Genomic DNA, 20,712 nt, shown 5'->3' on the forward strand with positions numbered 1-20,712 from the left:
ACAGCCTAGTAAGCATGACAATCATTTGCAATGATGCGGACGCGACCCATCCGACCACCCGGAGGAGACCCCGTGGACCACCCGACGACCGGAGCGGTGCTCGCCGACCAACTCCCCCCGCCGCTACCGGCGGACCAGATCACCGCGCTCAACCAGCCCCGGGGCGATCTCCACACCACCCGGCACTACACCTGGAACGGCTGGGCGTTCGAGCTGCCGCCCGGCGTCTTCCTGCCGGGGGAGACCAGCCGGATGATCCACCAGCGCGTGCTGGACGGCGCGATCGAGGTGCGCGGCCGGGCGTACGCCGCCATGGGCGTGGGACTGGGCGTCGAGGCGGTCGCCGCCGGGCTGCGCGGCGCCCGCGAGATCCACGCCCTCGACGTCCATCCGGAGAGCGTGGCCACCACCCGCCGCCACTACGAGCGGCTGGTGGGGGAGCGGCCCGGCACCGCCTTCCTGCCCCGCGTCTCCCACCTGTTCGACGCCCTGCCCGACGGCGTCCGACTCGACGTCGTCACCTTCAACCCACCGGCCGTCAGCCGGCGGGTGAGCGACGACCCCGACGTGGTGCGCAACGTCTGCCTCGGCGCCCCGCTGCTGGCCGAGTTCTTCGCCCAGCTCGCCGAGCGCCACCTGCTCGCGCCGGACGGCGAGGTCTTCCTCATCCTCTCCAACACCGCCGACCTGCGGGCCATCGTCGGCCACGCCCAGGGGCTGGGCTTCCGCCCCGAGGTGGCCTGGCGCCACGACTGGCAGGACGGCGTGCTCACCTACCTCTTCCGGCTCACCCACCCGGCGGCGGGCTGAGCCGGGCGGTTCAGCGGGGGAGGGGGATCTCGTAGTGGACGGTGGCCACGCCCGGCCCGTGTTCGCCGGTGGTCCTGGCGTCGAAGACCTGTCGCGCCACGCTGGACCAGAACGGCTCGGCCTCGGGCACCCGGACGTTGGTGTGCAGGTAGAGGCGGTCGCGTCCCCGGGCGGCGGCGAACTCGCCGGCCATGCCGACCAGGGCGCGGGCCAGCCCGTTGCGCCGGTGCCCAGGGCGGACGTAGACGCGCAGCAGTTGGGCGGTGCTCGCGGAGCCGTAGCGCTCCGCGAGCCACTTCGGATGCGGCGGGTGGGCGGGGCCGCGGGTGTGGACCGCGGTGGTCGCCACCACATGGTCGTCGTGGACGGCGACGAGCAGCAGGTGGTCCGGATGCCGCAGATAGGCGCCCTCGATGTCGACGACGTCCGCGTGCCAGGCCGGCGCGTAGCCGTAGCCGAACTCGCGGTAGAAGGTGTCCAGCATCACGCTCCGCGCGCCGTCGACGTCGTCCGGGGTCGCGGGGCGCAGGAGGTAGGACGACAGGCGTCGGGGCGCGGGGCGGTGGTCCACGTCCCGGCGCGGCTGGTCGGTCATGGGTCCGCCCCCTTCGGGTTGTTGAAAATGATTTCTGTTTCCGCACGTTACACGCGCGTGCCCGGTGGCGGCTGGCTCTGGTGGGCGTGAGGTACGCCACTGATGACAATGAAAACTATTTTCGTATAGCCTGCCGGGCGTCCGATCTTTGCTCCCGCTACTCCAAGGACGCGTCCCGTGCCCCACCCGCCTGGTGATCGAAGCCGAAACAGAAGCCGCAGGACCCATGGCGTGACGGCGTTTCGCCCCACGCGTCGAGCCGTCCTGACGACCGCGGGCGCGGCCACCCTCGCGACCCTCACGGGCTGCGGCGCCGGCGCCCCGGACGGGGGAGGGGACGGCGGCGGGCCGCGGCGCGGCGGCCGGCTGCGAGCGGCCTTCGCCGGCGGCGGGGTCAACGAGACACTCGACCCGCACCTGACCAACCTCTTCGCGGACGCCGCGCGGGCCAAGGCGCTGTTCGACAAGCTCGCCGACTTCGGCTCCGACATGTCCGCGCGGCCCCGGCTCGCCGCGCGGTGGGAGCCGAACGAGACGCTCGACCGCTGGACCGTCACCCTCCGCCGGGCCCGTTGGCACGACGGCGACCCGGTGACCGCCGCCGACGTGCTCCACAGCTACCGGCGCATCGCCGACCCGGACCGGGCGTTCCGCGCCAAGGCGTCCCTGGAGCCCATCGACCTCGACGCCAGCCGGGCCGACGACGAGCGGACCGTGACGTTCCAGCTCAAGCGCCCCTACGCCGAGTTCCCCAACGTGCTCGCCGCCTTCGGGGCCTACGTCGTCAAGGACGGCGCGGACGACTTCGGCGCCCCGGTCGGCAGCGGCCCGTTCCGCCACATCTCCTTCACGCCCGGCCAGTCACTGGTCGTCGCGCGCTTCGACGATCACTGGGACGGCGCCCCGTATCTCGACGAGGTGGAGTTCGTCATCGCGAACGAGGAGTCCGCCCGCGTCAACGCGCTGCTCGGCGGTCAGATCGAGTACGCCCACGAGCTCAACCCCACCACCGCCCGGGCCCACCAGAACGGCGGCCAGGTGCGGATCCTGCGCCTGCCCCGCAGCGCGATGCAGGGCTTCGTGATGAAGACCGACCGGCCGCCCTTCGACGACCCCCGGGTGCGCGAGGCGTTGTTCCTGATCCCCGACCGCCAGGAACTGGTCGACGGCGCCCTGTCCGGCGCCGGCGAGATCGGCAACGACCTGTTCGGCAAGGGCTACCAGTACTACGCCGCCGACATCCCGCAGCGGGCCCGGGACCTGGACCGTGCCCGGGCGCTGCTCCGCGAGGCCGGTCACGGCGACGGGCTCACCGTCACCCTGAACACCTCGCCGGTGGCCACCGGTTTCGTGGAGGCCGCCGAGATCTTCCGCGACCAGGCCGCCGAGGCGGGCGTCACCGTCGAGATCGCGGTGGGCGACCAGGACACCTACTGGAGCGACATCCTCGACTCCGGCGTCCTGGCCTGCTACCGCTCCGGCGCCATGCCCATCGAGTCGCACATCTCCCAACGCCTGCTCAGCGACTCCGTCACCAACGCCACCCACTGGCGGCGGCCGGACTTCGACGCCCTCTACCAGCAGGCGCAGTCCACCCCCGATCCGGACGAACGGGCCGGGCTGTACGCCCGGATGCAGCGACACCTGCACAGCGAGGGCGGCTTCCTGGTCTGGGGGTTCGCGGACTGGATCGTCGCCACCGCCGGCTCGGTGCGGGGCGTGGCCGAGGACGCGCCCGCCAACACCCTCGACTGGGCGCGCTACGACCGCGTGTGGCTGGCATGACGGACGGCCGCCCCTGGCTGGTCAGGCGGCTGGCCCTGGGCGCCGTGCAGACCGCCGGCGTGGTGGTGGCGGTCTTCGTGCTCACCGAGGCGCTGCCCGGCGACGCGGCCGTCGCCCTCGCCGGGGACCAACCCGACCCGGAACGCGTCGAGCGCATCCGGGAGGCCATGGAGCTCGACCGCCCCGCCGTCGAACGGTTCGCCGGCTGGGCCGGCGGACTGTTCCGCGGCGACCTCGGCACGTCCCTCGTGTCGGGGCGCCCCGTCACGGCCTACCTGTCGGCCGCCCTCGGCCCCACCCTGCTGCTGACGGGCCTGACCGTGCTGCTGCTCGTGCCGGTCTCGGTGGGCCTGGGCATGCTCGCCGCCCGCCGCGAGGGCGGCCGCGCCGACCGGCTCGTCAGCGGCGCCACGCTGGCCGTCTACGCGGTGCCGGAGTTCGCCCTCGGCGTGCTGCTCATCGTCGTGTTCGCGCTGCGGCTCGGCTGGTTGCCGCCCACGGCCGTCGGCCATGGCTCCGACCTGCTCGCCGAGCCCGCCGTGCTCGTCCTGCCCGTGACGGTGCTCCTGGCGCGGCCGGTGTGCACCCTCAGCCGGCTGGTCCGCGCGGGGATGATCGACGCGACGGCCGCGCCGTACGCGGCCCAGGCCCGCAGGCACGGCGTGTCCGCCCGCCGGGTCCGGTGGGCCCACGCCCTGCCCAACGCCCTGGCCCCCGCGACGCAGCAACTCGCCAGGACCTGCGACTGGCTGCTGTCCGGGGTGATCGTGGTGGAGGCGCTGTTCGTCATCCCCGGGCTCGGGACCGTCATGATGGACGCCGTCTCCGCCCGCGACATCCCCGTCATCCAGGGCCTGGCCGTCGTCTTCGGCCTGGTCACCGTCGCGCTGAACCTGGCGGCCGACCTGGTGACCCGCAGGCTCGCGCCCCGGGCCGGGGCGGCGGCATGACCCGGCAACCGGCCCGACGTCACCGGGGCCAGGCGGCGTTCGGCCTCGTCCTGGTGACGGTCCCGCTCCTGCTCGCCGTCGCCGGACCGTGGTTCGCCGGGGAACCGGGGCCGCGCGGCGTGTCCTTCACCCTCGGCGACGGCCACTGGCTGGGCACCGACTTCACCGGGCGGGACGTGTGGCGGCAGATCCTGCTCGGCGGACGCTCGGTCGTGCTCACCGCGGCCGCCGCCACCGCCCTCGCGTACCTGATCGCGCTGCCCGTCGGGCTGGCCGCCGCCCTCACCCACCGGGTCTGGCTGGAGGAACTGCTGATGCGGCCCCTGGACGTGGTGCTGGCCATCCCCTCGCTGCTGCTCCTGCTGATGACGGCGACGCTCCTGAGCCCGTCGGCCGCCGGCCTGGCGGTGATCGTCGCCCTGATCAACGTGCCCGACACCACCAGGATGGTGCGGGCGGCCGCCACCGAGGCCGCCTCCCGGCCCGCCGTCGAGGCCATGCGAGCCCAGGGCGAGACCTGGTGGCGGATGGCCGTTGGCTACACCGGGCGCGCCACGCTGCGCACCCTGACCACCGACGCCGGAGTGCGGCTGACCGGCGTGCTGTACCTGGTCGCCACGGCCGCGTTCCTCGGCGTGGGCGTCACGCCCGACGCCGCCGACTGGGCGGCGATGGTCGACCAGAACCGCACCGGCCTGCTGGTCCAGCCCTGGGCGGTCGTGGTCCCCGCCCTGCTCATCATCGCCCTGACCACCGGCACCAACCTGCTGTTCGACTCCGGACTCGCGTCCACCGGCGCGTCCGCGAGGAACAGGACGACGAGGAAGATCTCCCATGCCCGAGACGCCCGAGACAGCCACCACACCCGAGACAGCCGAGACACCCGAGCGGCCCGGCACGGAGCCGGAGTCGCCGCCCGCTCCCGTGGCGCGGATCGACGGCCTTGAGGTCGTCGTGGCCGGCGGCCGGGCCCTGGTCGAGGACGTCTCGTTGACCGCGCTGCCGGGTCGCTGCACCGCCCTGATGGGCCCGTCCGGCAGCGGCAAGAGCACCACGGGACTGGCGTTGCTCGGCGAGTACCCGCACGGCGCCAGGGTGACCGGGCGCGTCGCGGTGACCGGCCCCGCCGCGTACATCCCCCAGCACCCGGCCGCCGCGCTCAACCCCGCGCGACGCGCCGGGGCGCTGCTCGGCGACATCGTCCGCCGCGCCGGCGGGGGCCGCGCCGAGCGGGCCGAACGCGTCCACGCCGCGCTGCGCGCCGCCCAACTCCCCGCCCCCCGCCAGGTGCTCCGCCGCTACCCCCACCAGCTCTCCGGCGGCCAGCAACAGCGCGTCGTGCTCGCCCAGGCGTTGGCGTCCGGCGCCCGGGTGGTGGTCGCGGACGAGCCCACCACCGGCCAGGACGCCGTGACCAGGCGCCGCGTCGTCGCCGAACTACGCGCCGTGCTGGACCGGGGCGTGGCCCTGGTCCTGCTCAGCCACGACATCGACACCGTGCGGGAACTGGCCGACGATCTCGTCGTGCTGCGGCACGGCCGGATGGTGGAGGCCGGTCCGGCGGCCGAGGTGCTCGCCGACCCCCGGGACCCCTGGACCGCGGACATGCTGGCCGCGGCCGGCCGCCGCGCCCGCCCGGCCCGCGCCGAGAACGCGCGACGGGAGCCGGACGTCCTGCTGCGCGTCGACCGGATGACGGCCTGGCACGGACCCCGCCGCGGCGGCGTGACCGTGCTCCAGGAGACCTCCCTGACGCTCGGCGAGGGGGAGTGCCTGGCCGTCATCGGCCGCTCGGGATCGGGCAAGACGACCCTGGCCCGCTGCCTCGCCGGGCTGCACCCGCGCTGGTCGGGGCACGCCGCGGTGGGCGGCCGGGTCCTCCCGCGCAGCCTGCGCCACCGCGGCCGCGACCAACTCGCCGCCATCCAGTACGTGTTCCAGGACGCCCGGGCCTCGTTCGACGAGTACCGGCCGGTTCTCGACCAGGTGGCCCGCAGCGCCGTCCGGCTGCGCGGCGCCACCCCGCGCGAGGCGAACGCCGAGGCCGCCTCGACGCTCGCCGCCCTCGGCGTCGCCGCCGACACCGCGGCCCGCCGGCCGGCGGACCTGTCCGGCGGCGAACTCCAGCGCGCCGCCCTGGCCCGCGCGCTCCTGGCCCGTCCGCGGATCCTGCTGTGCGACGAGATCACGTCCGGGCTCGACCCGGTCACCCGGTACGAGATACGGGCGCTGCTGGCCGACCTGGCGGAGCGGACCTCGTTGCTGCTCGTCACCCACGATCTGGAGCTGGCCGCGGACCTGGCCGACCGGGTGGCCGTCATGGACGAGGGCCGCATCGTGGAGCAGGGCCCCGCGCCCGACGTGTTCGCCGCGCCCGCGCGCCCCGCCACCCGCCGCCTGCTGGGCGACGCGCGGCTCGCCGTACGGCGGACCCGTCCCGCGTGACGTCGCGCTACGGGGCGGACGGGGTCGGGAGGTGGGGTCTGACCGAGTCGCGGACGACGATGTGGGTGCCGAGCGTGACGTGCTGGACGGAGCCCGGCGCCTCGCGCCGCAGGGCCAGGCGCACGGCGGTGCGGCCCAGTTCCTCGTGGGGGACGTGCACGGTGGTCAGGTCGATGTCGGCCGCCGGGGGAAGGTCGTCGAAACCCGCGAGCGAGACGTCGTCGGGGATGCGCAGCCCGTGCTCGCGCAGGGCCTGGCGGGCTCCGGCGGCGATCTGGTCGTTCGCGGCGAAGACGGCGGTGAAGTCGCGCGTCCCCCGGGCGAGCCGCTCGCGCATCATCCGGTGGCCCTCGCCGCGCTCCATGGTGCCCTCGACCTCCAGCCCCGGATCGTGCGGAACGCCGTGCGCGGCGAGCGCCGCGCGGTACCCGGCGACCCGGCTCTCCGGCGTGGTGTACCCGGTCCGCCGGCCCAGGAAGAGGATGCGCCGGTGACCGGCCGAGAGCAGGTGGCTGGTGAGGGCGTGGGCGCCCGCGGTGTTGTCGTACTCGACGACGATGGCCGGCACCTCGGGGCCCAGCGGGGGCCGGCCGCACAGCACCAGCTGCGAACCGGCCACGGCCAGGGCCCGGGCGTAGCCCGCCATCCGCTCCCGGTAGGCGTCGTCCACGACGATGTTCCCCACCAGGATCACGGCCTCCGCGTGCTCCTCGCGCATCAGCTGGACGGCGGCCAGCTCCTGGTCGGGGTCCCCGCCGGTGGTGCCGACGATGCACACCCGGCCCTCGCGCACGGCCTCGGCCTGCACCCCCTGCGCGACGTGGGCGTAGTGCGGCGACACGACGGAGTTGACCACGATGGCCACGCTCTTCGGCCGCACGCCCGCGAGCCCGCGGGCGTGCGCGTTGGCCACGTAGTCGAGCTCCCGAACGGCGCGCATCACCTTGCTGCGGGTGGCCGGGGCGCTCGGGTAACTGCCGGACAGGATCCGCGACACGGTGGCGACCGAGACGCCGGCGCGCTTGGCCACATCGCGGATCGTCGAGGGGCGCGGCCGTCCGTCCTCGGACGCGGCTGGGCGAGACATCGCACCTCCGGAGGGCTCCCGCCTGGCATGTAACCGGTTGCGCTCGATCATGGCCCAACGCGGCCGCCGTGTCCAACGGTTGGACGGAATCCCGGGCGGCCCGAACGGCCGGGCGTCGAACATAGGCGTGCTGAACTGGTGATATCTGAACGAGTTTGTGCCGTCGTGGTCCAAAGTCTTGACGTGGACACAGCCGATTGCTTTCATCCCAGCAATGGAAACGGTTTAACACTTCCTCAGCTGGCGGTGGGTGGCGTCGAGCGGGGCCGGGTTCGGGAGGTGTGAGCGGTTCGGGCCCTGGACGTGGGACGCGGGGCCCCGCGCGAGCCGACAGGGTCGCGCGTCCGTGACCGACAAGGAGAAGCCAAGGAGGGCTTCATGCCACACACATATCGCCGGCGAAGGCGCCGGGTGGCTGTCACCGCCGCGGCGGTCCTGGCCGTGGGCTCGGCCGTGGTCGCCGGCGTCACGCCACTGGGAGCCGCGTCGGCCGACGAGCCGGCACCCGCATCGTCGTCCGGTGCCTCGACCGCGGCCGCCGCACGCGTGATGGAGAACCTCGGCCGCGGGGTCGTGGCCGTGCGGTCCAGCTCGACCGAGATCCTGGTCTCCTGGCGGCTGCTGGGGCTCGACCCGGAGGGCATCGGCTTCAACGTCTACCGATCCGCCAACAGCGGCTCCTGGCAGAAGCTCAACTCGGCCGTGCTGACCGGCGGGACCAACTACGTCGACTCCTCAGCTGACATGTCCGCGACAAATCGGTATCGAGTCGCCCCGGTCGTCAACGGTCAGGAGCAGGCGCCCAGTGGGGACTTCACGCTGACGGCGAACCACGCCCAGGAGCCGGTGGTTCGCGTTCCGCTGCGGGACGGCGGTCCGGTGAAGTTCAGCTGGGTCGGGGACCTGAACGGCGACGGCGAGTACGACTACGTGATCGACCGGCAGGAGACCCGCCAGCGGCTCGAGGCCTACTCGAGCGACGGCGAGTTCCTCTGGGAGGTCAACATGGGGCCGAACAGCGAGAACCAGGACAACATCGAACCGGGTTCGGCCACCATCGACGTGGGTCACAACGACGGCGTCACCGTCTACGACTTCGACAGCGACGGCCGGGCGGAGGTGGCCGTCAAGATCGCCGACGGCGTCACCTTCGGCGACGGCAGCACCTGGACCCACTCGGACGACAACCGCCAGTTCATCGCCATCCTCGACGGCCAGACCGGGGCGCTGCGCAACTGGGCCGCGGTGCCGACCGACTACCTGGCCGACGGCCCGATGGCCGCGCGCTTCGGGGTGGCCTACCTCAACGGCACCACGCCCAGCCTGGTGGCCTACATGAAGAACCGCCGGGACGACGGCGGCTTCAACCTGATGATGGCCGCCTGGCGGTTCAGCGGCCAGAACCTGAGCCAGCAGTGGAAGTGGCTGCGCGGCGGCCAGGACGCGCCCGACGGGCACAACACCCGCGCCGTCGACCTCGACGGCGACGGCGTGGACGAGGTCGTGGAGATCGGGTTCGCCCTCGACGGCGACGGCACGTTGCGCTACTCCCTCGGTCCCGACGGCATCGTGCACGGCGATCGCTTCCACATCGCGGACATGGACCCCGACCGTCCGGGGCTCGAGGGGTACGGGGTGCAGCAGGACAACCCCAGCGGCCTTCTGGAGTACTACTACGACGCCGCGAGCGGCGAGCTGATCTGGGAGCACGGCGGCGGGCCCGGCGACGTCGGCCGGGGCATGGCCGGCGACATCGACCCCAACCACTCCGGCATGGAGGTGTGGTCCTTCTCCGGCCTGTACAACGCGCCCACCAACCGGCTCACCGAATCGGACACCTCGCTGAGCCCGTGGCCGCAGCTCGGCCTGTACTGGGACGGGGACCCCCTCATGGAGCTGCTCAACTCCGGCAAGATCGAGGAGTGGGACCCGGAGAACCCCAGCGACAGCTCCGACCTGCCCCGGCTGGAGACCGTCGGAAGCTACGGCGCCGTCACCGCGGCGCAGGGCGGGCCCACGCTCTACGGCGACCTCTTCGGCGACTGGCGGGAGGAGGCGGTGTACACCAACGGGTCCTACGACGAGCTGATCATCTTCACGACCGATCGGCCCAGCGACACCCGGCTGTACACGCTGGCGCACAACCCGGCGTACCGCAACGGCATGACCTTCCACGGGTACATGCAGTCGCACCACGTCGACTACTTCCTCGGCGCCGACATGACCGAGCCCGAGCGGCCGAACATCACCTACGCGGGCGCCGGCTGACCCCCGGCACCACGTCCGGCACACCACGCCCGACACCACGCCCGACACGACGCCCGAGGCGGATGGCCGCCTCGGGCGTCGTGGGGTTTCTGCGCTCGCACGTCCCGCCGGCCCCGCCGGCCCCGCCGGCCCCGCCGGCCCCGTCGGCGTCGGAGCAGCCGACGGAATCGACGGGGCCGACGGAACCTTCGGTCACTCCGGCAGCCGATCACCGATCAGGGCCAGGATCTGGATGGCGGCGAGGCCGTACTGCGCGCTGTTGTTGGTGGACACGTTCGTCTGCCAGTCCACCGGGTTGAGCGTGTGCGCCACCCGTTCGAGGCCGAACTCCCAGTCCTCGCCGTACTCCCAGGTGGTGCCCGGGTGCAGGAAGCCCTCCCAGGCGCGGTCGGCCAGCGCGGCGTCGTCGAGCCGGACGGCGGCGTAGGCGTCGAGCCGGGTGTGCGCCTGCCTGAGGTTGAGGCTGCCCAGCGCCTCCCCGACCTCGGCCTCCGCCTCCTCGTCCGTGCCGTTGTACAGACGGCAGTACTGGAGCCACGCCTCCTCGAACTCCGGCATGTCCACCTGCTGGAGCAGCTCGGCGTTGATCTCCACCAGGCCGAAGACGGCGCTGAGGTGCGAGACGCTGACGACCGGCTCCTGCTGGACGGCGAACCGGCCGGTCTCCATGTCGTACAGCCCCTCGCCCTGGACGAAGCCGTTGGGCTGGGCGGCGATGGTCTCCATGGTGCCGAGCAGCTTGTCCCGGCACTCCTCCCACCGCGGGCCGCGCCGCTCCCACTCCGTCAACCAGGCCGCGGCCAGACCGCTCCAGCTGGTGCCGAAGCCGATCGCCAGCGCGCGCGGGTCCGGCTCGTACGGCTCCTCGCGGATCTTCCGGATCGGGTCGAGCACCAGGAACGTCTCCTCGCTGCGGGACAGCTCCCGCATCAGGTCGCCGGTGCGCTCGTCGGTGGTCAGGTAGTAGTAGAAGCGGCGGTAGGCGGCGGAGCTGATGCGCTGCTGTTTGGCACTGTCGGCCCAGTGCTGCACGCCGTGCCGGGTGCCCAGGCCCGCCCACTCCCCGGCGTGGTAGACGTCCACCTCGCCGGTGTGCCGGGTCATGGCCTCGGCGAACCGGAAGATGTCCGCCCGGCCCGAGCGCAGGAACGCGTACCAGAGCCACAGGTCGGGGGAGAGCTCGGAGTTGGCCCAGGCGTAGCCGCCGATGTCGTAGCGCCACACCTTCCGGTCCTCGTCCTGGGAGTGCATGACGTCGCCGTAGTTCCAGAAGCCGTACCAGTGCCGCTGGTCGCGTTCCGTCACGTAGTAGTCGAAGAGGAAGTCCAGGTTGTCCTCGATGCGCGCCCGGGCCGGGGTGGAGCGGTCCACCGGACCGAACAGGCCGCCGAACGCGCCGCTGGCCACCAGGTGATCGACCGGGTTCACCAGCTGCGGGGCGGCGCGGACCGCGTCGGCGATCGCGCCCAGACGCTCCGCGCCCGGGGTCGACTCCAGCGCCCAGAAGGTGAGTTCGCTGGTGCGGGCGACGCCGAGGGGGGTGCCGAACCCGGGCTCGTAGTCCTCGTAGGTGATCTCCAGGCCCTCGAGCTGCTCCTCGTAGGTGTCCTGGCCCATGCCGTCGTGGTAGAAGCGGTTGTCCATCGGCTGCGCCTGCGGGGACCACAGCCACACGGTGACCTCGGCCGTGTCCGTGTGCGCCGCGCGGATGTCCAGCTGGGTCGGGTGCAGCTGCCAGAAGTCCTTCAGGCCGAACGCGAACCCGCCGCTGGGGCCGCCCACGTAGCCCACGCCGGCGGCCCGCCTGCCCTGGTCCACGTCGACCCAGCCGTGCCCGGAACGGGTCCGCTTGCGCACGGTGAAACCCTCCGAGCTCAGCTGCGCGAGGGAGTAGTCGCCGAACGCCGGGATCAGGTGGATCCGGCTCGACACCCGGGTGTCCCAGGTGCCGATGTCCGGGACGGACCGCCCGGCGACCTGCGCGGCCCGCACCGCCTCCCCGGGATCCCGCCGCAGCCCGGTCAGCGGCTGCACCGCCTCGGCCAACGCCCCGTTCTCCTGGCCCACCAGCCGGATGTGCCGGTCGTAGAGCTCGTCCCGCAGCGGCACCGAGAACCGCACGCCCAGACCGGCGACGAAGTCGTCCTCGCCGTCGGAGTCGAAGACGAAGCTGTGCACCATCCGGAAGCTCTCCGCGCCGGCGTGGAAGTACAGCCGCACGGTGAACGGCAGCCACGACCGCCCGCGCCGGGAGTGCCGGCCGGCGATCCGCACCACCGCCCGCACCGGGCCCGACTGTTCGACGGTCACCTCCTCGACCTCGCTGAGCAGTTGATCGCGCCGCACGCTGCCCAGGCCGTCGTCGGGAACCTCGCGCTGCACCAGGTTCACCAGCCGGCCGCGGGTGGCGATCTCCCGGTCGCCCCGGCGCACCCGGCTGACCAGGTCCGTGCCACTCGTCGGGATCCGGACGTCGAGCACGCCGGTGTTCACCTCCACGTGCCCGGGCCGCTCCCGCACCGTGACCGCCTGCTCGGGATCCGCCGGGTTGCCGCCGGTCAGGGTGTAGCCGGCGGCCGGCGCCGCCGACCCGCCGGAGACGGCGTGCCCGCTCCACTTCAGCGTGCCGTCCGGCCAGTAGGCCATCGGCCAGCTCTGCACGGGCACCGCCGCGCCGCCCTCGTCGGTCAGGGCGAACGTCTGGTCGCCGGGCACGGCCCCCATCGGCCACGGCGTGCCCCAGGCGGTGCCGGCCAGTTCGGCGGGGAGGTCCTCCAACCAGCCGAGCCGCACCGACCCGGGGCCGGAGGACTCGGCCGACCGGCCCACGCCGGCGGCGCCGGGCGCGGAGAGCAGCGTGTGCAGGGGCGACACCGCGCCCACGGCGGCGGCCCCGCGGAGCACGGACCGCCGGTTGGGTCCTGAGGGGGGAGTCATGGGGAAGCACCTCACAGATACGCGAAGGACGGAAAGGGAGCGGGCAGGAGGTATTGAATCGATTCATACAGGGCGCGCGAGGAGGACGGGCGGTCCGCCGGGGCGGCGGGGTGGGGCGGACGCCGCGGGCAGCGTGCGACGAATCGATCAGGTGGCGCTCATGATGGCACTCGTTCGTTCGGATGAACCAGACTCCGTGCAGAAGTTTTTGACACGATGCGCGAGTGTGGCGTCATTTGGATGATGATGGACGAACCTGCTCGGCCGCCGCGTGCCCGCAGGACTGGCGCACCACGAGGCGCGGCTGCATGACCACGTTGTGTGTGGACGGGCGGCGCCCGTCGAGCTGGTCCAGGAGGAGTCCCGTGGCGCACCCGCCGATCTGCCGCTTGGGCGGGGCCACGGCGGTGAGCGGCACCTCGGCGAGGGCGGCCATCTCGTCGTCGTAGGCGATCAGCGCCAGGTCCTCGGGAACCCGGAGGCCCTGGGCGCGCAGTCGCTGGAGCAGCACGATGGCGTCCCGGTCGGAGTGCACCAGCGCCGCCCTGGCCCCGCCGGCCAGGCAGCGTTCGACGAACTCGTCGTACCGCCGCGGCGCGGCCGTCGAGGCATCTCCCCCGGCGCCCTCGTCCCTCTCGTCCCCCTCGTCCCGCGCCCCGGCCCGCACCGGGGCCGAGGGGTCCAGGCCCAGCAGCCTGACCGCGTCCGCGTGCCCCTCCCTGACCAGACGCGCCACGGGGCCGTCGCCGCAGTACAGGGCCACCCGGTCGTGGCCCAGCCGGTGCAGGTGGCGCACCGCCGCGAAGGCCCCCTGCCGGTGGTCGGAGACGACGAAGTCGCAGGGCTCGTAGGCGTCCTCGGGCCGCCGTTCGAGCAGCACGAACGGCACTCCCGCGGCCCGCAGCCCGTCCAGCAGCGGGCCGGGGACGCGGCCGCCGCCCGCCGAAGCGACGAGCAGCCCGGCGGCCCCGGACGCGGACAGCTCCCGGATCTGCGCCAGGTCGCGGGGCCGGGCGGGGTCGGAGATGCCGATGACGACCCGGGCGCCGCGCCGCGCCGCCGTGGCGCGCACCCCGGCGATGACGGGCGCGAAGTACTGCGCGGCCGACGGCACCAGCAGGCCCAGCAGCGGCTGTGTCGGGGTCGGCGCCGTGGGCGGGGCGGATTCGGCGGCGCCGTTCGCCGCGGACCCCGGCGCGAGCGCGCCGCCGCGCACCCTGACCAACGCGCCGGCGGCGGCGAGTTCGTGCAGGTCCCGGCGGATCGTGCCGGGGGAGACGCCGAACTGTGCGGCCAGCTCCCGCACCCGGACGGCGCCGGAGGCGCGCAGCTCCCTGAGCAGCAGGTCCTGCCGTTGTGAGACGAGCATGTCCGCCATGGGCGTGTCTCCTCATAGAAAGTTCTGGAGCATCCTAGGCGAACGATGTCCGTTCATGAACAAAAGCGTGCACTTGTATTGACTGGCTAACACTCCTGGGACAAGGTGCAGTAGCGCACGCCAGACAAGGAGTCGCCGTGTTTCATCGCAGAAGCCGAACCGTCCGGGCGCTGCTGGCCGCGGGAGCGGCCGTCGCGCTGCTGGCCTCGTGCGGGACGCCCGGGTCGGGGACGGACGACGGGGTCACGACCATCACGTTCTGGTCCTGGACGTCGGGATCCGCCGAGATCGTCGACCGGTTCAACGCCACGCACGAGGACGTCCAGGTGACCTTCGAGCTGATCCCGTCCGGCACCGGCGGCGGCTACTCGAAGATGTACAACGCGGTCCGCGCGGGCAAGGCACCCGACGTCGTGAACGTCGAGTACCCCCAGGTCCCGGCCTTCGTCGCGCACAACGTCGTCCAGCCCCTCACCTCCCACGGCGTCGAGGAACTGGGCGGCCAGTTCCCCGAATGGGCGTGGAACCAGGTGGCGCTCGGCGGCGAGGTGTACGCCGTGCCCGTCAACATGGCGCCCCAGGTCTTCCTCTACCGCGCCGACCTCTTCGACGAGTACGGCATCGAACCCCCGGCCACCTGGGCGGAGTTCCGCGACACCGCGGAACGGCTGCGGGACGAGCATCCGGACACCGTGCTCGCCACCCTCGGCGACACCGACGCCGGCCTGATCGCCGGCCTGGCCTGGCAGGCCGGCGCCGACTGGTTCGACACCTCGACCGGCGCCTGGGAGGTGAACAGCACCGACGACGCGAGCCTGGAGGTGGCGCGCTACTGGGACGGGCTGATCGTCGACGGCCTGGTGAACGCGGAACCCGTCTTCGCCGAGAAGCACATCGCGGACGTCCAGCAGGGCCGGTCGCTCGCCCTCGTCGCGGCGCCCTGGATGATGGGCAACCTCTCCCGCTTCTTCCCCGAACTCGCCGGCGCCTGGGGCGTCGCGCCGCTGCCGGCCTGGGGCGGCGCCGTCGCCGGCAACTACGGCGGCTCCACCTTCGCCGTGCCCGAGGGCGCCGACCATCCGGACGAGGCGATGGAGTTCATCCGCTGGGCCGCCACCTCACCCGAGGCCGTCGCCGCGGCCGCCCCGGTCAGCGCGGCCATGCCGGCCAGCGGCGAGCTCTTCGACGACTGGCGGACCGAACTGGAGGCGGCCAACCCGTACGTCCAGGGCATGGGGTTGCCGCAGGTGGCCCGGGACGCCGCGGAGAGCGTTCCGCCCGACTGGGAGTGGGGCCCGGACATGACCGAGGGATTCGCCAGCCTCATGGACGAGATGTCCGCCTCCATCGGGCAGCCGGACGGCCTGCAGTCCGCCCTGCGCCGCTGGCAGGAATCCACCGTCGACCAGCTGCGGCTGCGCGGCTTCGACGTCCGCGACTGATCCGACCCGCCCCGCCCCGCCCTCGTCCTCCTCGCCGCCTCGTCCTCCTCGCCGCCTCGTCCTCCCCGCCCCCTGTCCTCCTCGTCCTCCCTGTCCGCACCGGCCGCGCCGCCCGACCCAGGCCGCCCGACACCCCAGGACCCGCCATGGCAACCCTCTCGTCCCCCAGGACAGCGATGAGCAGACAGCGCCGCAACGGCGTGCTGATGCTCCTCGGCCCGTTCATGCTGCTCTTCGGCCTCACCTACCTCCTGCCGCTCGGCTACGCCCTCGTCCTCAGCTTCTTCCGCGAGAAGTTCAGCGGCATCGGCTTCGACGGGCCGCGGCGCGTCTTCACCTGGTTCGACAACTACACCCGGGCGCTGACGGACCAGGAGTTCCTCACCGGCGTCGGCCGCGTGCTGCTCTACGGCCTCGTCTACGTCCCGCTGCTGATAGCGCTCGCCGCCGTGCTGGCCCTGCTGCTGGACACCGCGCTCGTCTACGGCAAGCGCTTCTTCCAGGCCCTGCTCTTCCTGCCGCACATCGTGCCGGGGCTGGTCGCCGCCATCATCTGGCTGTACCTCTACACCCCGGGGCTCAGCCCCGTCATCGACGCCTTCTCCGCGCTGGGCTGGCACATCGACTTCCTCGACGACGGCGTGCTGTTCTCGCTCGTCAACATCGCGCTCTGGGGCTCGCTCGGCTTCAACGTCGTGCTGATCTTCGTCGGCCTCCAGGCCGTGCCGCGCAGCACCATCGACGCGGCCCGGATCGATGGCGCCGGGGAGTTCCGCATCGCCCTCAGCGTCAAGCTGCCGCAGGTGGTCCCCACCGTGCTGGTGGCCACCCTCTTCACCATCATCGGCTCGCTCCAGCTCTACACCGAGCCGATGCTCCTGCGCACCTCGGGCGACAGCCCCATCACCAACTCCTGGACGCCCAACATGCTCGCCTACTCCTCGGCGTTCAACAGCAACGACTACCACTACGCCGCCACCGTCTCCGTGCTGATCGCCGTCCTGGCCGGCGTCCTGTCCTACGCCGTCACCAAGTTCGCCAGCGGAAGGACCCTGCGATGACGCGCCTCCTCGACACCGAACGCCCGACCGCGGGGCCCGCGCGGTCCGGCGCGGCCGGACCCGCCAGACGCGCGGCGCACGCCGGCCCGGGCCGGCCCTGGTGGCTGCGCCGCACGGCGGTCACCACCCTCGTCGCCATCGCCGGCGTCTACACGCTGCTCCCGCTGACCTGGCTGCTCTTCGCCGTCACCAAGACCCTCCCCGAGCTGTACAGCGGCAACGGCTTCTCGCCGTCCGCCGGTTTCCACGTGTTCGACAACCTCCGCGACCTGTTCGCCCAGGACGACGGCCGCTTCGGGCGCTGGCTGCTCAACACCGCGGTCTACGCGATCGGCGGCGCCCTGGTCGCCACGCTGCTGTCCGTCGCGGCCGGCTACGTCTTCGACAAGTTCCCCTTCCGCGGCAAGGAGAAGTGGTACGCCCTGGTGATCGCGGGCGTGCTGGTGCCGCACACCGCCATCGTCATCCCGCTCTACCTGATGATGTCGAACCTCCAGATGACGGACACCATGTGGTCGGTGCTCATCCCCGTCACGGTGAACCCGTTCGGCGTCTACCTGGCCCGCGCCTACTCGTCCGGCGCGATACCCGGCGAACTGCTGGAGGCGGCGCGCATCGACGGCGCCGGGGAGCTGCGCACCTTCTTCTCCGTCGGCCTGCGGCTGATGGCCCCGGGCGCGGTCACGATCTTCCTCATCCAGTTCATCGGCATCTGGAACAACTTCTTCCTGCCGATGGTGATGCTCACTGACAACGACCTGTTCAGCGTCGGCCAGGGCCTGTTCACCTGGAACTCGGCGATCAGCCAGGACCCCGAGTACACCCGCCTGATCGTCGTCGGCTCCGCCGTGACCACCCTCCCGCTGCTCCTGCTGTTCATCCCACTCCAACGCTGGTGGCGCGCCGGCCTCGCGGAGGGCGGCATCCGCTGACCCGGCCCACGTAGGTTGGGCGGTGACCGGGCGTGGACGAGACGGGGGAGGGACGGATGGCGGAGACGGACTTCCCGCCGACGCGGGTGGCCGGTCGGGGCCGCGGTTGGTACCGGGGCGACTGCCACGTGCACTCGGACCGTTCGGACGGCGGCGAGATGACACCGGAGGAGCTGGCAGCCGAGGCCCGGGCGACCGGGCTGGACTTCCTCGCCACCACGGAGCACGCCTCCGCCGCCACGCACGGCCTCTGGGGGCGGCACGCCGGCGACGACCTGCTGGTGATCCTGGGCGAGGAGGTCACCACCCGGACCGGGCACTGGCTCGCGCTCGGCCTCCGCCCGGGTCAGGTCGTCGACTGGCGGTACGGGGTGCGGGACGGGACGGTCGACCGGCACCTGGAGCGGGTGCACCGGATCGGCGGGCTGTGCGTCGCGGCCCATCCGCACGCGCCGTACCCCTCGGGCACGTTCATGTACCCCTACGAGGGCTTCGACGCGGTCGAGGTGTGGAACGGGCGATGGGCCTCGGACCTGCCGTGGAACGCCGACAACGAGGCGGCCCTGAGCGAATGGGGTCGCGGCCTGGCCGCCGACCTGCACCGGGGGCGGTGGCGCCCGGCGGTCGGCGGCAGCGACGTCCATCTGCGGGGCCAACTCGGCACGCCGCACACCGTCGTGCTCGCCGACGAGCTGAGCACCGACGCGATCCTCGCCGGCCTCCGCGCCGGCCGGAGCTGGGTGGCCGAGTCGGCCGCCGTGGAGCTGTCGTTCACCGTCCTGGCCGGTGACCGCGGCGCCGGGATCGGCGAGCGGCTGGAGACCCGCGGCGAGACGGCCGTGGTGCGCGCGGAGGTGCGCGGTGTGCCGTCCGGCGTCGTCACCCTCCACACCGAGCTGGGCACGGCGCACCGCCGCTCGCTCCCCGACGCCGGCTCGGGCACGGTGGAGTGGCGCACCAGCGCGGCGGAGTCGCCCTTCGTCCGCGTCGAGGCGCGTCACCCCGACGGATCCATGGCCGCCCTGAGCAACCCGATCACCCTGGTGTGACCCGGCGGCGCCGACGCACTAGCGACCGAGGACCAGCAGCTCGCAGTCCTCGACGACCGGGGTCGGCGTGGTCTCGGCGGCCGCGGCCGCGTCCAGCGCCGCCTGACCTGCGGTGATCTCGGCCTCGGTGAGCAGCTCGAAGGTGGACCCCGCCCGCTGCCGGAGCCGGTCCGCGTAGGCGGCCAGACTGGGGGTCAGCGTCAGCCGGACCCGCTCGAACGCGATCCGGCGCAGCCCGACCGCGCCGAAGACGTCCAGCACGTCGGACAGCGCGGGGAAGACCCCCAGCTCGATCTCCCGGGCACGCGGGAAGTACCGGTGCCAGAGCAGATCCGGCATCCGGTCGGTGAACCAGCTGCGGATCAGCAGCCGGCCGTCCGGACGCAGCACCCGGGCGATCTCGGCGGCCGCCGCCGGCCGGTCCCGCACGTGGTGCAGCACGAAGAACATCAGGGCCAGGTCGCAGGAGCCGTCGGGCAGCGGAATGTCCTCGGCGCTGCCGTGGCGGTACGCGACGGCCGGATGGGCGGCGGACTCCTCGGCGACGGCGCGCATGCGCGCGGAGGGCTCGACGCCGTGGACCGGGCCGCCGAAGGCCTCCGCCAGCGCCGGCGTGAACCGCCCGGTGCCGGACCCCAGATCCAGCACGACCGCCGGCCGGCGGGGCGCGTGCCCGGCGAACACCCGCATCCACTCCGCCATGGTCTCGGCGGGCAACGCCCGCCCCCGCGCGTAGACGGCATGCAGCCGCCGGTCGAAGTCCACCCGATGCGCAGCACTCACCCGGGCCTCCTCGCGTAAACGGTTTGCCGCGTCCATCGTGCCCTCGCGAAGATGCCCCCATGCCCTCGTTCGCCGCCCCCGCAGCCTTCACGAGCACCGTCGTGGTGTTCCTCGACCGGGTGGGGGGATGAGGGTGGCGGATGTCGTCGTGGTCGGGGGTGGGATCGTCGGGGCCTCGGTGGCCTATCACCTGGCGCGCGAGGGCGTGGCGGTGACCCTGGTCGACCGGGGGGCCGCGCCCGCCGCCGGGGCCACGGGGGCCTCGTTCGCGTGGATCGGTGGCGACAGCGGTGACTGGCCGGGTGGCGCGGCGGACCTGCGGGGGTTCGTGCTGGCGGACCATCGGCGGCTCGCCGCCGAGGTGTCGGGGGCGGAGGTGCGCTGGACCGGCTCGCTGGCATGGACCGACACCTCGGTCCGGCTCCGGCCGGGCGCGCCGGTCGGGGAGGGCCAGCACGTGGTCGGGCGGCGCGAGATCGGGGAGCTCGAACCGCTGCTCCGCACGCCGCCCGAACGGGCCGTCTACACGCCGACGGACGGCGGCGTCGATCCGCACCGGACGACGGAGGCGCTGGTGGACGCGGCCCGCGCGCGCGGCGCGCGGGTGGTGTACGGCTCGGCCGTCACCGGTCTGCGGACCGCGGGCGGGCGGGTCACCGGCGTGGTCACCGCGACCGGACACCACCCGGCCGCCACGGTGGTCCTCGCCGCCGGCGCCGACGTCAACGGGCTGTGCGAGTCGGCGGGGGCACGGCTGCCCATCGCGGCGTCGCCGGCGCTCGGGCTGCGGGTGGCCGCGCCGCCCGGGCTGGTCAGAACCATCCTCGCCACCCCGGAGTTCGAGGCGCGGGAGGCGCGCGACGGCCACCTGCTGATGACGGCCGTCCACCGGGACGGGAACACCGAGGCGGAGCTGCGCGCGCACGCGCGGCACGCCGTGGCGCGGCTGCGCGAAGCGTTCCGGGACGTCGGGCCGGTCCGGCTGCTCGGGCACCGGCTGGGCCGGCGGCCCATGCCCGACGGCGGACCCCTGGTGGGGCGTGTCGCGCGGGCCGGGGGCGTCTACGTGGCCGTGATGCACTCGGGCGTGACGCTGGCACCCACCGTCGGACGCCTGGTCGCGGAGGAGCTGACCACCGGGGAGCCCGCCCCCGAACTCGCCCGCTGCCGGCCGTGAGGCGACAGCCCGG

Annotated in this window: 16 protein-coding genes; 11 read left to right on the plus strand and 5 right to left on the minus strand. The window is 73.4% G+C overall.

All coding sequences use genetic code 11. The features are described from left to right. Nucleotides 1–72: 72 nt before the first annotated feature. Nucleotides 73–810 (plus strand): methyltransferase, encoded by a 738-nt coding sequence (locus ABGB06_RS33485; protein WP_347597190.1) that lies wholly within the window; start codon nucleotides 73–75, stop codon nucleotides 808–810. A gap of 10 nt (nucleotides 811–820) precedes the next feature. Here the strand turns inward: ABGB06_RS33485 and ABGB06_RS33490 are convergent, their stop codons facing one another. Then, the gene (locus ABGB06_RS33490; protein ID WP_347597193.1) at nucleotides 821–1,405 is read right to left on the minus strand and encodes a GNAT family N-acetyltransferase; all 585 of its coding nucleotides are present in this window, start codon (nucleotides 1,403–1,405) and stop codon (nucleotides 821–823) included. Nucleotides 1,406–1,636: 231 nt separating this feature from the next. Here ABGB06_RS33490 and ABGB06_RS33495 point away from each other — a divergent pair, with 231 nt between their 5' ends. From ABGB06_RS33495 to ABGB06_RS33510, 4 genes are read left to right on the plus strand one after another with little or no spacing between them, the layout of a single operon-like run. After that, nucleotides 1,637–3,190 carry an ABC transporter substrate-binding protein gene (locus ABGB06_RS33495; RefSeq protein ID WP_347597196.1) on the plus strand — a complete coding sequence of 518 codons (1,554 nt, stop codon included), beginning with the start codon at nucleotides 1,637–1,639 and terminating at the stop codon, nucleotides 3,188–3,190. Further along, entirely contained in the window at nucleotides 3,187–4,140 is a 954-nt protein-coding gene (locus ABGB06_RS33500; RefSeq protein WP_347597199.1) for an ABC transporter permease, read from the plus strand. Before ABGB06_RS33495 ends, ABGB06_RS33500 begins: the two co-directional genes overlap by 4 nt. Further along, entirely contained in the window at nucleotides 4,137–5,087 is a 951-nt protein-coding gene (locus ABGB06_RS33505) for an ABC transporter permease subunit (protein ID WP_347597202.1), read from the plus strand. The genes ABGB06_RS33500 and ABGB06_RS33505 overlap by 4 nt, the downstream gene beginning before the upstream one ends. After that, nucleotides 4,975–6,585 carry an ATP-binding cassette domain-containing protein gene (locus ABGB06_RS33510; RefSeq protein WP_347597205.1) on the plus strand — a complete coding sequence of 537 codons (1,611 nt, stop codon included), beginning with the start codon at nucleotides 4,975–4,977 and terminating at the stop codon, nucleotides 6,583–6,585. The genes ABGB06_RS33505 and ABGB06_RS33510 overlap by 113 nt, the downstream gene beginning before the upstream one ends. Before the next feature lie 7 nt (nucleotides 6,586–6,592). On the opposite strand, the gene ABGB06_RS33515 is transcribed toward ABGB06_RS33510, so the two are convergent. Continuing rightward, on the minus strand, nucleotides 6,593–7,672 hold the full coding sequence (locus ABGB06_RS33515) for a LacI family DNA-binding transcriptional regulator (protein ID WP_347597208.1): 1,080 nt from the start codon (nucleotides 7,670–7,672) through the stop codon (nucleotides 6,593–6,595). A 378-nt stretch (nucleotides 7,673–8,050) separates the two neighbouring features. On the opposite strand from ABGB06_RS33515, the gene ABGB06_RS33520 reads away from it, so the two are divergent. Continuing rightward, on the plus strand, nucleotides 8,051–9,940 hold the full coding sequence (locus ABGB06_RS33520) for a hypothetical protein (protein WP_347597211.1): 1,890 nt from the start codon (nucleotides 8,051–8,053) through the stop codon (nucleotides 9,938–9,940). A 192-nt stretch (nucleotides 9,941–10,132) separates the two neighbouring features. Here ABGB06_RS33520 and ABGB06_RS33525 read toward each other — a convergent pair whose 3' ends face one another. Together ABGB06_RS33525 and ABGB06_RS33530 are read right to left on the minus strand one after the other, a co-directional pair. Beyond that, nucleotides 10,133–12,877 carry a Tat pathway signal sequence domain protein gene (locus ABGB06_RS33525; RefSeq protein WP_347597214.1) on the minus strand — a complete coding sequence of 915 codons (2,745 nt, stop codon included), beginning with the start codon at nucleotides 12,875–12,877 and terminating at the stop codon, nucleotides 10,133–10,135. Nucleotides 12,878–13,109: 232 nt separating this feature from the next. After that, on the minus strand, nucleotides 13,110–14,255 hold the full coding sequence (locus ABGB06_RS33530) for a substrate-binding domain-containing protein (protein WP_347597217.1): 1,146 nt from the start codon (nucleotides 14,253–14,255) through the stop codon (nucleotides 13,110–13,112). Between the two features lie 137 nt (nucleotides 14,256–14,392). Between ABGB06_RS33530 and ABGB06_RS33535 the strand changes: the two genes are divergently transcribed. The 4 genes from ABGB06_RS33535 to ABGB06_RS33550 all read left to right on the plus strand — a co-directional run bounded on the left by ABGB06_RS33535 (nucleotide 14,393) and on the right by ABGB06_RS33550 (nucleotide 18,739). Next, nucleotides 14,393–15,697, plus strand: coding sequence for a sugar ABC transporter substrate-binding protein (locus ABGB06_RS33535; protein WP_347597220.1), 1,305 nt, complete (start codon nucleotides 14,393–14,395; stop codon nucleotides 15,695–15,697). Between the two features lie 176 nt (nucleotides 15,698–15,873). Then, nucleotides 15,874–16,758, plus strand: coding sequence for a sugar ABC transporter permease (locus tag ABGB06_RS33540; protein ID WP_347597223.1), 885 nt, complete (start codon nucleotides 15,874–15,876; stop codon nucleotides 16,756–16,758). Further along, on the plus strand, nucleotides 16,755–17,690 hold the full coding sequence (locus ABGB06_RS33545) for a carbohydrate ABC transporter permease (RefSeq protein WP_347597226.1): 936 nt from the start codon (nucleotides 16,755–16,757) through the stop codon (nucleotides 17,688–17,690). The genes ABGB06_RS33540 and ABGB06_RS33545 overlap by 4 nt, the downstream gene beginning before the upstream one ends. A gap of 56 nt (nucleotides 17,691–17,746) precedes the next feature. Continuing rightward, entirely contained in the window at nucleotides 17,747–18,739 is a 993-nt protein-coding gene (locus ABGB06_RS33550) for a CehA/McbA family metallohydrolase (RefSeq protein WP_347597229.1), read from the plus strand. 18 nt (nucleotides 18,740–18,757) lie between these two features. Here ABGB06_RS33550 and ABGB06_RS33555 read toward each other — a convergent pair whose 3' ends face one another. Next, nucleotides 18,758–19,522, minus strand: a complete 765-nt coding sequence (locus ABGB06_RS33555) for a class I SAM-dependent methyltransferase (protein WP_347597232.1) — start codon at nucleotides 19,520–19,522, stop codon at nucleotides 18,758–18,760. A gap of 127 nt (nucleotides 19,523–19,649) precedes the next feature. On the opposite strand from ABGB06_RS33555, the gene ABGB06_RS33560 reads away from it, so the two are divergent. Next, a complete protein-coding gene (locus tag ABGB06_RS33560) occupies nucleotides 19,650–20,699 on the plus strand; it encodes an FAD-binding oxidoreductase (protein ID WP_347597235.1) in 1,050 nt (349 codons plus the stop codon). Nucleotides 20,700–20,712 lie beyond the last annotated feature (13 nt).

The sequence above is a fragment of the Streptomyces sp. B6B3 genome (assembly GCF_039871525.1).
In the GTDB taxonomy this organism is placed as follows: Bacteria; Actinomycetota; Actinomycetes; order Streptomycetales; family Streptomycetaceae; genus Streptomyces.

What these genes read in the sequence shown, in the direction of transcription:
- ABGB06_RS33490 (WP_347597193.1), bottom strand. Translation starts at nt 1,405, where the DNA reads ATGACCGACCAGCCGCGCCGGGACGTGGACCACCGCCCCGCGCCCCGA.
- ABGB06_RS33500 (WP_347597199.1), top strand. Translation starts at nt 3,187, where the DNA reads ATGACGGACGGCCGCCCCTGGCTGGTCAGGCGGCTGGCCCTGGGCGCC.
- ABGB06_RS33505 (WP_347597202.1), top strand. Translation starts at nt 4,137, where the DNA reads ATGACCCGGCAACCGGCCCGACGTCACCGGGGCCAGGCGGCGTTCGGC.
- ABGB06_RS33510 (WP_347597205.1), top strand. Translation starts at nt 4,975, where the DNA reads ATGCCCGAGACGCCCGAGACAGCCACCACACCCGAGACAGCCGAGACA.
- ABGB06_RS33515 (WP_347597208.1), bottom strand. Translation starts at nt 7,672, where the DNA reads ATGTCTCGCCCAGCCGCGTCCGAGGACGGACGGCCGCGCCCCTCGACG.
- ABGB06_RS33520 (WP_347597211.1), top strand. Translation starts at nt 8,051, where the DNA reads ATGCCACACACATATCGCCGGCGAAGGCGCCGGGTGGCTGTCACCGCC.
- ABGB06_RS33525 (WP_347597214.1), bottom strand. Translation starts at nt 12,877, where the DNA reads ATGACTCCCCCCTCAGGACCCAACCGGCGGTCCGTGCTCCGCGGGGCC.
- ABGB06_RS33530 (WP_347597217.1), bottom strand. Translation starts at nt 14,255, where the DNA reads ATGGCGGACATGCTCGTCTCACAACGGCAGGACCTGCTGCTCAGGGAG.
- ABGB06_RS33540 (WP_347597223.1), top strand. Translation starts at nt 15,874, where the DNA reads ATGAGCAGACAGCGCCGCAACGGCGTGCTGATGCTCCTCGGCCCGTTC.
- ABGB06_RS33545 (WP_347597226.1), top strand. Translation starts at nt 16,755, where the DNA reads ATGACGCGCCTCCTCGACACCGAACGCCCGACCGCGGGGCCCGCGCGG.
- ABGB06_RS33550 (WP_347597229.1), top strand. Translation starts at nt 17,747, where the DNA reads ATGGCGGAGACGGACTTCCCGCCGACGCGGGTGGCCGGTCGGGGCCGC.
- ABGB06_RS33560 (WP_347597235.1), top strand. Translation starts at nt 19,650, where the DNA reads ATGAGGGTGGCGGATGTCGTCGTGGTCGGGGGTGGGATCGTCGGGGCC.